The organism is Citrobacter freundii ATCC 8090 = MTCC 1658 = NBRC 12681 (assembly GCF_011064845.1).
Taxonomy (GTDB): domain Bacteria; phylum Pseudomonadota; class Gammaproteobacteria; order Enterobacterales; family Enterobacteriaceae; genus Citrobacter; species Citrobacter freundii.
On the sequence record NZ_CP049015.1, the window covers coordinates 737,239 to 749,810 of the forward strand.

Below are 12,572 nucleotides of genomic sequence, written 5' to 3' on the forward strand. Positions count from 1 at the left end.
TTTAACGAGCTTTTTGAGGGTGTAAGATAGTATTTACGAAGTATTCACCCAATAGAGAGAATAAAAGTGAAACATCTGCATCGTTTTTTTAGTAGTGACGCCTCGGGGGGCATCATTCTGATCATCGCTGCCGTGGTCGCTATGCTGATGGCAAACATCGGGGTAACCAGTGGATGGTACCACGCCTTTTTGGAAACGCCCGTTCAACTGCGGGTTGGCGCGCTTGAGATCAACAAAAATATGCTGCTGTGGATCAACGACGCGTTGATGGCGGTGTTCTTCCTGTTGATTGGTCTGGAGGTGAAGCGTGAGTTGATGCAAGGCTCGCTGGCCAGCCTGCGTCAGGCAGCGTTTCCGATCATTGCCGCTATCGGGGGCATGATTGTCCCGGCGCTGCTGTACCTGGCATTCAACTATGCCGATCCCATCACCCGTGAAGGGTGGGCGATCCCGGCGGCAACGGACATCGCTTTTGCGTTAGGTGTGCTGGCGTTGTTGGGCAGCCGCGTTCCGCTGGCGTTGAAAATATTCCTGATGGCGCTGGCGATTATTGATGACCTCGGCGCTATCGTAATCATCGCACTGTTCTACACCAGCGATCTCTCGCTGCTGTCGCTGGGCGTTGCCGCGTGTGCCATTCTCGTCCTGGCGGCCTTGAATCTGTGTGGCGTGAGACGTACCGGGATTTATATTCTGGTGGGCGTGGTGCTATGGACTGCGGTACTGAAGTCCGGCGTGCATGCGACGCTGGCTGGCGTGATCGTCGGTTTCTTCATTCCGTTAAAGGAAAAACACGGGCGTTCACCGGCGAAGCGACTGGAGCATGTTCTGCATCCATGGGTGGCATACCTGATCCTGCCACTGTTTGCCTTCGCCAACGCGGGCGTTTCACTGCAGGGCGTTACTATTGATGGACTGACCTCGGTGTTACCGCTGGGGATCATTGCTGGTTTGTTGATCGGCAAACCGCTGGGTATCAGCCTGTTTTGCTGGCTGGCGTTACGCCTTAAGGTGGCGCAATTGCCGGAGGGAACGAACTTCCAGCAAATTATGGCGGTCGGCATTCTGTGCGGCATTGGCTTTACGATGTCGATTTTCATCGCCAGCCTGGCGTTTGGGAACGTCGATCCTGAGCTGATTAACTGGGCGAAACTGGGGATCCTGATCGGTTCCTTGCTGTCGGCGGTAATAGGTTACTGCTGGTTACGCACCCGGTTGAACGCGTCAGCCTGACGGGATAACCCTTTTGTGACAATTTTCAGGGAGTGAGTATGTCTCATATAAACTACAACCACCTGTACTACTTTTGGCATGTCTATAAAGAAGGTTCGGTGGTTGGCGCTGCAGAAGCGCTTTATCTGACGCCGCAGACCATTACCGGGCAGATTAAAGCGCTTGAGGAACGTTTGCAGGGAAAGCTGTTCAAGCGCAAGGGGCGTGGACTGGAGCCTAGTGAGTTAGGCGAATTGGTTTTTCGTTATGCGGATAAGATGTTCACCTTAAGCCAGGAAATGCTGGATATCGTGAACTACCGCAAAGAGTCTAATTTACTGTTTGATGTCGGCGTGGCGGATGCGCTATCGAAGCAGCTGGTCAGCAGCGTGCTGGATGCCGCTGTGGTTGAAGATGAACAAATCCATCTGCGTTGTTTTGAGTCAACACATGAGATGCTGTTGGATCAACTCAGTCAGCATAAGCTGGATATGATTATCTCCGACTGCCCGATCGACTCTACGCAGCAGGAAGGGCTGTTCTCAGTGCGGATAGGCGAATGCAGCGTGAGTTTTTGGTGCACCAAACCGTTGCCTGAAAAACCCTTCCCGGCCTGCCTTGAGGAGCGTCGATTACTGATCCCTGGACGTCGTTCAATGCTCGGTCGTAAGCTGCTGAATTGGATCAACTCACAAGGATTGAATGTCGAAATCCTCGGCGAGTTTGATGACGCTGCGCTGATGAAAGCGTTTGGCGCAACGCATAATGCCATTTTCGTTGCACCTACGCTGTATTCACACAATTTCTATGCCGATGATTCTATTGTTGAAATTGGACGCGTAGAGAATGTGATGGAGGAGTATCACGCCATATTTGCTGAAAGGATGATCCAGCATCCGGCGGTGCAGCGTATTTGCAATACGGACTACTCAGCACTGTTCAAGTCGCCACAGGTCTAAACGCCTTCATGTTGCCGGCTGCGGTGTACTAACCGCAGCCGGACTGTGACTACAGTTTCAACATATTACGATACTGCCCGCCTTCGCGGATAAATACCGGAATTCTGTTCAGGGGAGCGTCATAGCGCAGCGTTTGTCCTCCCTGATAGCTCTCGCCGGTTGCAAGATCCGTCCATGTTTCACCTTCCGGTAGCCAAACGTCACGCTCGCGCATACCTTCAAGCATGACGGGCGCAACCAGCAGGTCGGGGCCAAAACAGTACTGGTCGGTAATCTCCCAACTCCTTGTCTGTTCTGGGAATTCAAAAAACAGGGTGCGCATAACCGGGGCATTGCGTTCGTGTGTTTCCGCCATCACCGCTTTGATGTACGGCTTTAACTTTTCTCGCAACGTCAGACAGCCGGTCAACACTTCGCACACCTCTTCACCATAGCTCCACACTTCGTTTGCCGCCCCGGTCGGACACTGGGCAATACCGTCACGGTAAGGATGTTCTGGTAAAATCTGCGGATCGCGGTTGCCGTGCAGGCGCATCACTGGGCTAAACACGCCCCACTGGAACCAGCGAATCAGCAACTCATGAAAGTGTGGGTCGTGAATATTGCCGCCATGAAAGCCGCCAATATCTGTTGTCCACCACGGGATACCTGCAATACCCATGTTCATCCCGGCGGCAAACTGATTGCGCAGAGAACGAAACGATGAGTGGATATCACCTGACCAGACCAGCGCGCCGTATTTCTGACTTCCGGCCCAGGCGCAGCGTAGCAGGTTGATAACCTGGTCTTCGCCATCGGCTTTCATGCCGTCAAAAAAGGTTTTGGCGTACATTCGCGGGTAGATATTGCCCACTTCCAGCACCGGTCCGGCGTGGTAGCGATAATTATCGTAGTCGTAAACGCTGAACTCCGGCTCGGCTTCGTCTAGCCAGAAGAGCTTCACGCCTTTATCGTAATAGTTGCGTTTTGCTTTACCCCATACGTAGTCGCGAGCGTCGGGATGGGTGGCATCAAAGAAAGTGGTATTGCCGAGGAAATCCATATTAATCGGCAATCCGCGCTCTGTTTGCACCAGCCAGCCGTTTTCGCGCATCTCCCGATAACTCTCGGTTCGGCTATCCACGGTTGGCCAGACGGAGACCATTAGCTCAATACCCAGCGATTTTAGCTCGGCGATCATGGCATCGGGATCGGGCCAGTCCCGCGAGTCGAACATCCAGTCCCCCTGATTTGGCCAGTGGAAGAAATCGATCACGATTACCGAGATGGGGAGATTGCGCCGTTTGTACTCGCGGGCGACGGCGAGCAACTCCTCCTGAGTGCGATAACGTAACTTGCACTGCCAGAAGCCCATGGCGTAATCCGGCATCATCGGCGGCGTGCCCGTGGCGAGCGCATACGCCCGGCTAATTTCTGCCGGGGTATCGCCAGCGGTGATCCAGTAGTCCAGCTGCTCGCTGATTTGAGCTTCCCACTCGGTCACGTTGTGGGCGAATGTCACGCGGCCGACCGCCGGATTGTTCCATAAAAATCCGTAGCCCAGGCTTGAGAGCATAAAGGGCACCGAGGCCTGAGAGTTGCGCTGGGCCAGTTCGAGCACGCATCCTTTGAGATCCAGATTGGCCTGCTGATATTGGCCCATGCCGTAAATTTTTTCCCCTTCGGTGGCTTCGAAGCGGGCTTTAAGTGAATATTTCCCACCCTGAATAGGGCGGAATTCGCGTCCCTCAAGGTTGAGTGCGCTGACGTACTGGCCGTGAGAAGATTCATCCTCGCCAATTTCGCCCCGCAGGCGCCAGAACTCCTGCAACAGGGGTTTGTGTGGATGACGGTAAAAGGTAACTTGTCCTTTTTGATTGACGATAGCGATAATTTTGCCGTTGGTCATTGTCGCCTGGTGGTGCTCATAATCGATGTGGCAGTGGCTTTCTGCGACTGGCTCAGTCAATGCCCAGTCTTCATTTCTCATTACCGGCAGATGACGACCACTGCGTACGCGCAGGCTGTTCTCGCCCCAGGGTTCAATCCACAAATAGCGATCGTTTTGCTGCCAGACCAGACGACGCGGGTCATGTTGCACAAATGGCATGGTGGTGCCTCCATATTTTGAGGGTAAAGATTAAGAAAGTTATTGGGTGATGGTTTCCAGATCGTGGCGAATCGTCTCTTCCATTGCTTCGTACTTACGGAAGAAAAGTAGCGGGATCGCCGCGAGTGCGAAGAGTAGGGCGGGCGCCCAGATAAAGGCCCAGGTAATGCCTTCCAGGCCCGCAGCGCTTTGGGCATGGTTCGGGACATAGCCAAAACTGTTCATGATCCAGGCGGCGAAAGCGGTACCCAGACCACTGCCCATCTTGATGCAGAAAGTACTGCCGAAGGCGATAAGAATGCCCGTGGCCTTGATGCCCGTTTTCCAGGCACCGAAGTCGACGGCAAAGCCCAACATGGCAAACGGCATTGAGCAGGCGATTCCGCTACCGATATTGCCGAGCACCCAGGCCGCGATGAGGAAAGGTATGTTGTCCGCCGCCAGCCACATCAAGACGCCGCCGAACGTGGCGACCAGCAAGCCTCCTACCCATATCCAGGTTTTAGCCAGGAATTTGCTAAAGAAAGGGATGGCGATGATGAACAGGATCTGAATCGTCGCCAGACTGTTAATCAGCGGAACCAGGTCTTTGCGATCGAGGTTGTAGGTCAGATAATAAACAATGGTTGTGGACCGCTGTTGCAGGGCAATCCAGAAGATCAGATTGGCCAGCACCATCAGGATCCATGGCCAGTTACCTTTCATTGCCGTGAAACTTTTTTTCATCGGCAGTTTGGGTTCTTGCTGTATTTTATCCGCATCCATTTCGCGGATATTTTTAAAGGCGAAAAGCGTTAGCGAACAGGATATCGCAGCAAACAGAATTGCCGTGTAAATAAATCCGGCATGATCATTTCCGTTGCCTAAAAATGCAACCAGGGGTAATGCTGTGGCATTCATTAATAAAACCCCAATTTGTCCCCCGGTCATTCTCCAGGAATTTAATACCAGCCGTTCCTTAGGGGACAGAGTCATTAGAGGTAATATTGCGCTGAGCGGTGTATTGAGTCCGGTAAATAAAATACTGGCAATCATGTAGGATATTGCTGCATATATGGCTTTTCCTGTCATACTGATATCTGGAGACCAAAATGACAGCGCGCTGAATACACCAAAAGGCAGCGGTAGCCATAAGAACCAGGGACGACATTTACCGTAACGTGAACGTGTTTTATCGATAATGATCCCCCAGATTGGGGCATCTATACCATCTACGATACGCGCCAACAGCAGGATGACACCTGCTACGGCGAGACTAATACCCGCAACGTCAGTGTAGAAATATAAGATGTAGGTTGAGCCGAAACAGTACAGTAGATTACCTGCCACATCCAAAGAGCCGTAGCTAATACGCTGTAGTAAAGATAATGATGCTGACCCGCAAGACTGGGTATCCTCAATAACAGAACTCATAATAATAACTCCGATATTGGTGCGATACGCCCAGAAAAACAACTTTTACTTTCCAAGCAAGTTTTAAATATTATTTTTTATGTCGTTACTGAATTTAACCTCAGATTAAAATGAGTGAGTAAGGTGTACATGGAAAGTAGTTGACCCTACCGCAGCAATCAATTATCAAATCTTACATCAGGATTGCGTTTATTCGTTTTTGAATGAGCGATGTTTCTATTTGCTAAGGTGGTCACAGTTTTTTTAATAATGAAATAAAAAAAGGAAAACAGTGAAAGAAAATAACTTTCAAGTATTACGCGACGCGACGCGACGCGACTAACTAAGGGAGGGATAGCTGAAAAAACAGGCTGGTCAGGAAGAGCGTGGGCGAGTGAGAACAACATCAGTGGTTGAAGAGAAAAACGCCAGATAGCAGGCATAAAAAAACCCGCTTGCGCGGGTTTTTTCACAAAGCGTCGACAAGCAGGCGATTAAGCCAGTTTGTTGATCTGTGCAGTCAGGTTTGCTTTATGACGTGCAGCTTTGTTTTTGTGGATCAGACCTTTAGCAGCCTGACGGTCCACGATTGGTTGCATTTCGTTAAATGCTTTCAGTGCAGTAGCTTTGTCGCCAGCTTCGATAGCTGCGTATACTTTCTTGATGAAAGTACGCATCATAGAGCGACGGCTAGCGTTGTGCTTGCGGGCCTTTTCAGACTGAACGGCGCGCTTCTTAGCTGATTTGATATTAGCCAAGGTCCAACTCCCAAATGTGTTCTATATGGACAATTCAAAGGCCGAGGAATATGCCCTTTTAGCCTTCTTTTGTCAATGGATTTGTGCAAATAAGCGCCGTTTAAATTCCAGCACTCGTTGCGTAGTGATGGCGCAGGATTCTACCAGCTTGCGTGGCGTGAATACAGCTTTTCGACGAGAAAAATTGCATTGGTGTACCCGTGAAGGGCGTCAATTTGTTTCATAACAATGAAAACCATCCTCTTTCTGTTTCGTAGAAACAATCGCCGGTTAACCTTGACCGCGGTACAGGGTATACTTTCACGATTTTCACTGTTTTGAGCCAGACATGAAGCTGATACGAGGCATACATAATCTCAGCCAGGCCCCGCATGGGTGTGTGCTGACTATTGGTAATTTCGACGGTGTGCACCGTGGCCACCGTGCGTTGCTGCAAGGCTTACGGGAAGAAGGGCGCAAACGCAATTTACCGGTGGTGGTAATGATTTTCGAGCCACAGCCGCTGGAACTTTTTGCGACGGACAAGTCACCTGCGCGCCTTACCCGCCTGCGGGAAAAACTGCGTTATCTGGCCGAATGCGGTGTGGACTACGTGCTGTGTGTGCGTTTTGACAGGCGTTTCGCCGCATTAACGGCGCAGACCTTCATCAGCGACCTGCTGGTGAAGCGCCTTGGTGTACAATTTCTTGCCGTTGGCGATGATTTCCGCTTTGGCGCTAGCCGTGCGGGCGATTTCTTGTTATTACAGGAAGCGGGCGCTGAGTATGGTTTTGATATCACCAGCACCCAAACCTTCTGTGAAGGCGGTGTGCGTATCAGCAGCACCGCAGTACGTCAGGCGCTGGCCGAAGATAACCTGCAACTGGCCGAAAGCCTGCTTGGGCATCCTTTTACTATCTCAGGACGCGTCGTTCACGGTGATGAGTTAGGGCGCACCATCGGTTTTCCGACGGCAAACTTACCGCTTCGTCGTCAGGTTTCTCCGGTGAAAGGTGTTTATGCGGTTGAAGTGATGGGACTGGGTGACAAACCGTTGCCCGGCGTCGCCAACATCGGCACCCGCCCGACGGTAGCAGGCGTACGCCAGCAGTTGGAAGTGCATCTATTGGACGTTGTAATGGACCTGTATGGTCGCCATATAGATGTAGTACTGCGTAAAAAAATACGCAGCGAACAGCGATTTGCCTCGCTGGATGAACTAAAAGCGCAGATTGCGCGTGATGAGTTGACTGCCCGTGAATTTTTTGGGCTAACAAAACCGGCTTAATGCCTATACGAGTTTTAAATACGGAACCGAGAATCTGATGAGTGACTATAAATCAACCCTGAATTTGCCGGAAACAGGGTTCCCGATGCGCGGCGATCTCGCCAAGCGCGAACCGGGAATGCTGGCGCGTTGGACTGATGATGACCTGTACGGCATCATTCGTGCGGCCAAAAAAGGCAAAAAAACCTTCATTCTGCATGATGGCCCTCCTTATGCGAATGGCAGCATTCATATTGGTCACTCGGTTAACAAGATTCTGAAAGACATTATCGTGAAGTCCAAAGGACTCACGGGCTATGACTCGCCGTACGTTCCGGGCTGGGACTGCCACGGTCTGCCGATCGAGCTGAAAGTAGAGCAGGAATACGGCAAGCCGGGCGAGAAGTTCACCGCTTCTGAGTTCCGCGCCAAGTGCCGTGAATACGCTGCTACGCAGGTTGACGGTCAGCGTAAAGACTTTATCCGTCTTGGCGTACTGGGCGACTGGTCGCATCCGTACCTGACCATGGACTTCAAAACCGAAGCCAATATCATTCGCGCGCTGGGTAAAATCATTGGCAACGGCCATCTGCATAAAGGCGCGAAGCCGGTGCACTGGTGCGTTGACTGCCGTTCCGCGCTGGCGGAAGCGGAAGTTGAGTATTATGACAAAACCTCCCCGTCCATCGACGTGGCGTTCCACGCTGCCGATCAGGATGCGGTGAAAGCGAAATTTGGCGTTTCTGACGTCAACGGCCCGATCTCTCTGGTTATCTGGACCACTACCCCGTGGACGTTACCGGCGAACCGCGCAATCTCTCTGGCACCTGATTTTGACTATGCGCTGGTGCAGATTGACGGCCAGGCTGTGATTCTGGCGAAAGATCTGGTTGAAAGCGTCATGCAGCGTATTGGCGCGGCTGAATACACCATTCTCGGCACAGTGAAAGGCGCTGAGCTGGAACTGCTGCGCTTTACCCATCCGTTTATGGGCTTTGACGTGCCGGCTATCCTTGGCGATCACGTTACGCTGGACGCGGGTACCGGCGCGGTCCATACCGCTGGCGGTCACGGTCCGGATGACTACGTCATCAGCCAGAAATACGGTCTGGAAATCGCTAACCCGGTTGGCCCGGACGGCGCATATCTGGCGGGTACCTATCCGGATCTGGACGGTGTGAACGTCTTTAAAGCCAACGACAAAATCGTTGCGCTGCTGAGCGAAAAAGGCGCGCTGCTGCACGTTGAGAAGATGCAGCACAGCTACCCATGCTGCTGGCGTCACAAGTCACCGATCATCTTCCGTGCGACCCCGCAGTGGTTCGTTAGCATGGATCAGAAAGGCCTGCGCGCGCAGTCGCTGAAAGAGATCAAAGGCGTACAGTGGATCCCGGACTGGGGCCAGGCGCGTATTGAATCGATGGTTGCCAACCGTCCTGACTGGTGTATCTCCCGTCAGCGTACGTGGGGTGTGCCGATGTCTCTGTTTGTTCACAAAGACACCGAAGAGCTGCATCCGCGCGCTATCGAACTGATGGAAGAAGTGGCTAAACGTGTTGAAGTTGACGGTATCCAGGCGTGGTGGGATCTCGATCCGAAAGATATCCTCGGCGACGAAGCTGACCAGTATGTCAAAGTCCCGGATACGCTGGACGTGTGGTTCGACTCCGGTTCAACCCACTCATCCGTCGTGGATGTGCGTCCTGAGTTTGCGGGCCATGCGGCAGATATGTATCTGGAAGGTTCTGACCAGCACCGTGGCTGGTTCATGTCTTCCTTGATGATCTCCACCGCCATGAAAGGCAAAGCACCTTATCGCCAGGTACTGACCCACGGTTTCACCGTTGATGGTCAGGGCCGTAAGATGTCCAAATCTATCGGTAACACCGTTTCTCCGCAGGACGTGATGAACAAACTGGGCGCGGATATTCTGCGTCTGTGGGTTGCTTCTACCGACTATACTGGCGAAATGGCCGTTTCTGACGAAATCCTGAAACGTGCTGCCGACAGCTATCGTCGTATCCGTAACACCGCGCGCTTCCTGCTGGCGAACCTGAACGGGTTCGATCCGGTTAAAGACATGGTGAAACCGGAAGAGATGGTGGTGCTGGATCGTTGGGCGGTAGGTTGTGCGCAAGCGGCGCAGGACGAAATCCTGAAAGCCTATGAAGCCTATGACTTCCACGAAGTGGTACAGCGCCTGATGCGCTTCTGCTCCGTAGAAATGGGTTCGTTCTACCTCGACATCATCAAAGACCGTCAGTACACCGCGAAAGCGGACAGCGTGGCGCGTCGTAGCTGCCAGACTGCGCTGTTCCATATTGCAGAAGCGCTGGTTCGTTGGATGGCGCCGATCATGTCCTTCACCGCCGATGAAATCTGGGGCTACCTGCCGGGCGATCGTGAGAAGTACGTCTTTACCGGTGAATGGTACGAAGGTCTGTTTGGCTTAGGTGAAACCGAAGCGATGAACGATGCCTACTGGGACGAGCTGCTGAAAGTGCGCGGCGAAGTGAACAAGGTTATCGAGCAGGCGCGTGCGGATAAGAAAGTCGGCGGTTCTCTGGAAGCGGCAGTGACCCTGTACGCTGAACCTGAGCTGGCGGCGAAACTGACCGCGCTGGGTGAAGAGTTGCGTTTTGTACTGCTGACCTCTGGTGCGACGGTTGCGGATTATGCGGCTGCTCCTGCTGATGCTCAGCAGAGCGAACTGCTCAAAGGTCTGAAAATCGTACTGAGCAAAGCTGAAGGTGAGAAATGCCCGCGCTGCTGGCATTACACTACCGACGTCGGCCAGGTGGCGGAACATGCAGATATCTGCGGACGCTGTGTCAGCAACATCGCCGGTGATGGCGAACAACGTAAGTTTGCCTGATGAGTAAGCCTCTTTGTTCAACAGGACTACGCTGGCTGTGGCTGGTGGTAGTCGTGCTGATTATCGATTTAGGCAGCAAATACCTGATCCTCCAGAACTTTGCTCTGGGGGATACGGTGTCGCTGTTTCCGTCGCTTAATCTGCACTACGCGCGTAACTATGGTGCGGCGTTTAGCTTCTTAGCTGACAGCGGCGGCTGGCAACGTTGGTTCTTTGCCGGTATCGCTATCGGTATTTGCGTCATCCTGATGGTGATGATGTATCGCTCGAAGGCGACGCAGAAGCTGAACAACATCGCGTATGCGTTAATCATTGGCGGTGCGCTGGGCAACTTGTTTGACCGCCTGTGGCACGGCTTCGTGGTTGATATGATTGACTTTTACGTCGGCGACTGGCATTTCGCGACCTTCAATCTGGCCGATACAGCTATCTGTATCGGGGCGGCATTGATTGTTCTCGAAGGCTTCCTGCCGTCGAAAGAGAAAAAAGCCGCATAAAAAAATGCCGGATGGCGCTATGCTAATCCGGCCTACAATTTACTGCGATCCTTGTAGGCCCGGTAAGCGTAGCGCCACCGGGCAGACAGGCGGCAGCAATTTTAAAGAGCAACCTGCATGTCTAAATCAGTACAGAGTAACAGTGCGGTGCTGGTGCACTTCACCCTTAAGCTCGACGATGGCTCCACCGCAGAGTCAACCCGCAATAACGGCAAGCCTGCGCTGTTTCGCCTGGGCGACGGTTCTCTGTCTGAAGGACTGGAGCAACACCTGCTGGGGCTAAAAGAAGGCGATAAAACCACCTTTGCTCTGGAGCCGGATGCCGCCTTTGGCGTATCAAGTCCGGACTTAATTCAGTATTTCTCGCGTCGGGAATTTATGGACGCGGGCGAGCCAGAAATTGGCGCTATCATGCTCTTTACCGCAATGGACGGCAGTGAGATGCCTGGCGTGATCCGTGAAATCAACGGTGACTCGATCACGGTTGATTTCAACCATCCGCTGGCTGGGCATACCGTTCATTTTGATATTGAAGTGCTGGAAGTCGAACCGGCACTGGAGGCGTAAAATGCAGATCCTGTTGGCCAACCCGCGCGGTTTTTGCGCTGGCGTAGACCGCGCTATCAGCATTGTCGAAAACGCGTTGGCTATTTACGGCGCACCGATTTATGTCCGTCATGAAGTGGTACATAACCGTTATGTGGTGGATAGCCTGCGCGAGCGCGGCGCTATTTTTATCGAGCAAATCAGCGAAGTGCCGGATGGCGCGATCCTGATTTTCTCCGCTCATGGCGTGTCTCAGGCGGTGCGTAACGAAGCCAAAGGCCGCGACCTCACGGTTTTTGATGCAACCTGTCCGCTAGTCACGAAAGTGCATATGGAAGTTGCCCGCGCCAGCCGTCGTGGCGAAGAATCCATTCTGATTGGTCACGCCGGACACCCGGAAGTCGAAGGCACGATGGGCCAGTACAGCAACCCGCAAGGCGGAATGTATCTGGTTGAATCACCAGATGATGTGCTGAAACTGAATGTGAAAAATGAAGGCAAATTATCCTTCATGACGCAGACCACGCTCTCCGTTGACGATACTTCTGACGTTATTGATGCTTTGCGTCAACGCTTCCCGAAAATTGTCGGACCGCGTAAAGACGATATCTGTTATGCCACCACCAACCGTCAGGAAGCGGTTCGCGCGCTGGCGGAACTGGCTGATGTTGTGCTGGTGGTCGGCTCGAAGAACTCCTCTAACTCCAACCGTCTGGCTGAACTGGCACAGCGAATGGGGAAAGCGGCGTATTTGATTGACGATGCGACCGACATCCAGGAAGCGTGGGTGAAAGAGGCGAAGTGCGTAGGCGTGACGGCCGGAGCCTCGGCGCCGGATATCCTGGTGCAAAACGTGATTGCTCGCCTGCAGGAGCTTGGCGGTGGGGAAGCTATTCCGCTGGAAGGCCGCGAAGAGAACATCGTTTTCGAAGTGCCGAAAGAGCTGCGTGTGGATGTTCGTGAAGTAGAGTAAGTCTTTCCGGTTACGATTATGAGAA

General features: G+C 52.7%; 11 protein-coding genes and 1 pseudogene. 8 read left to right on the plus strand and 4 right to left on the minus strand.

The window, feature by feature from the left end; all coding sequences use genetic code 11:
• The first annotated feature begins 66 nt into the window (after positions 1 to 66).
• Positions 67 to 1,233, plus strand: a complete 1,167-nt coding sequence (nhaA, locus tag G4551_RS03620) for a Na+/H+ antiporter NhaA (RefSeq protein WP_003018952.1) — start codon at positions 67 to 69, stop codon at positions 1,231 to 1,233.
• Positions 1,234 to 1,271: 38 nt separating this feature from the next.
• Positions 1,272 to 2,171 carry a transcriptional activator NhaR gene (nhaR, locus tag G4551_RS03625; RefSeq protein WP_003837333.1) on the plus strand — a complete coding sequence of 300 codons (900 nt, stop codon included), beginning with the start codon at positions 1,272 to 1,274 and terminating at the stop codon, positions 2,169 to 2,171.
• Positions 2,172 to 2,220: 49 nt separating this feature from the next.
• On the opposite strand, the gene G4551_RS03630 is transcribed toward nhaR, so the two are convergent.
• The 4 genes from G4551_RS03630 to rpsT form a co-directional block, all read right to left on the minus strand.
• The gene (locus tag G4551_RS03630) at positions 2,221 to 4,260 is read right to left on the minus strand and encodes a glycoside hydrolase family 31 protein (protein WP_003837334.1); all 2,040 of its coding nucleotides are present in this window, start codon (positions 4,258 to 4,260) and stop codon (positions 2,221 to 2,223) included.
• 39 nt (positions 4,261 to 4,299) lie between these two features.
• Positions 4,300 to 5,673, minus strand: coding sequence for an MFS transporter (locus tag G4551_RS03635; RefSeq protein WP_003837335.1), 1,374 nt, complete (start codon positions 5,671 to 5,673; stop codon positions 4,300 to 4,302).
• 158 nt (positions 5,674 to 5,831) lie between these two features.
• The gene (locus G4551_RS03640) at positions 5,832 to 6,125 is read right to left on the minus strand and encodes a hypothetical protein (protein ID WP_134855917.1); all 294 of its coding nucleotides are present in this window, start codon (positions 6,123 to 6,125) and stop codon (positions 5,832 to 5,834) included.
• A gap of 21 nt (positions 6,126 to 6,146) precedes the next feature.
• Positions 6,147 to 6,410: a 30S ribosomal protein S20 gene (rpsT, locus tag G4551_RS03645; protein ID WP_003018940.1), complete on the minus strand. Its 264-nt coding sequence runs from the start codon at positions 6,408 to 6,410 to the stop codon at positions 6,147 to 6,149.
• A gap of 117 nt (positions 6,411 to 6,527) precedes the next feature.
• Here rpsT and G4551_RS23795 point away from each other — a divergent pair.
• The 6 genes and pseudogenes from G4551_RS23795 to ispH all read left to right on the plus strand — a co-directional run bounded on the left by G4551_RS23795 (position 6,528) and on the right by ispH (position 12,547).
• Positions 6,528 to 6,731: pseudogene (locus tag G4551_RS23795) on the plus strand (DUF2575 domain-containing protein).
• A gap of 7 nt (positions 6,732 to 6,738) precedes the next feature.
• A complete protein-coding gene (gene ribF, locus G4551_RS03655; RefSeq protein ID WP_003837336.1) occupies positions 6,739 to 7,677 on the plus strand; it encodes a bifunctional riboflavin kinase/FAD synthetase in 939 nt (312 codons plus the stop codon).
• Positions 7,678 to 7,714: 37 nt separating this feature from the next.
• Positions 7,715 to 10,531: an isoleucine--tRNA ligase gene (ileS, locus tag G4551_RS03660; RefSeq protein ID WP_003837337.1), complete on the plus strand. Its 2,817-nt coding sequence runs from the start codon at positions 7,715 to 7,717 to the stop codon at positions 10,529 to 10,531.
• On the plus strand, positions 10,531 to 11,028 hold the full coding sequence (gene lspA / locus G4551_RS03665) for a signal peptidase II (RefSeq protein ID WP_003018932.1): 498 nt from the start codon (positions 10,531 to 10,533) through the stop codon (positions 11,026 to 11,028). The genes ileS and lspA overlap by 1 nt, the downstream gene beginning before the upstream one ends.
• 117 nt (positions 11,029 to 11,145) lie before the next feature.
• The gene (gene fkpB, locus G4551_RS03670) at positions 11,146 to 11,595 is read left to right on the plus strand and encodes an FKBP-type peptidyl-prolyl cis-trans isomerase (RefSeq protein ID WP_003018929.1); all 450 of its coding nucleotides are present in this window, start codon (positions 11,146 to 11,148) and stop codon (positions 11,593 to 11,595) included.
• Between the two features lies 1 nt (position 11,596).
• Complete coding sequence (gene ispH, locus G4551_RS03675) at positions 11,597 to 12,547, plus strand: 4-hydroxy-3-methylbut-2-enyl diphosphate reductase (protein ID WP_003837339.1); 951 nt, start codon at positions 11,597 to 11,599, stop codon at positions 12,545 to 12,547.
• Positions 12,548 to 12,572 lie beyond the last annotated feature (25 nt).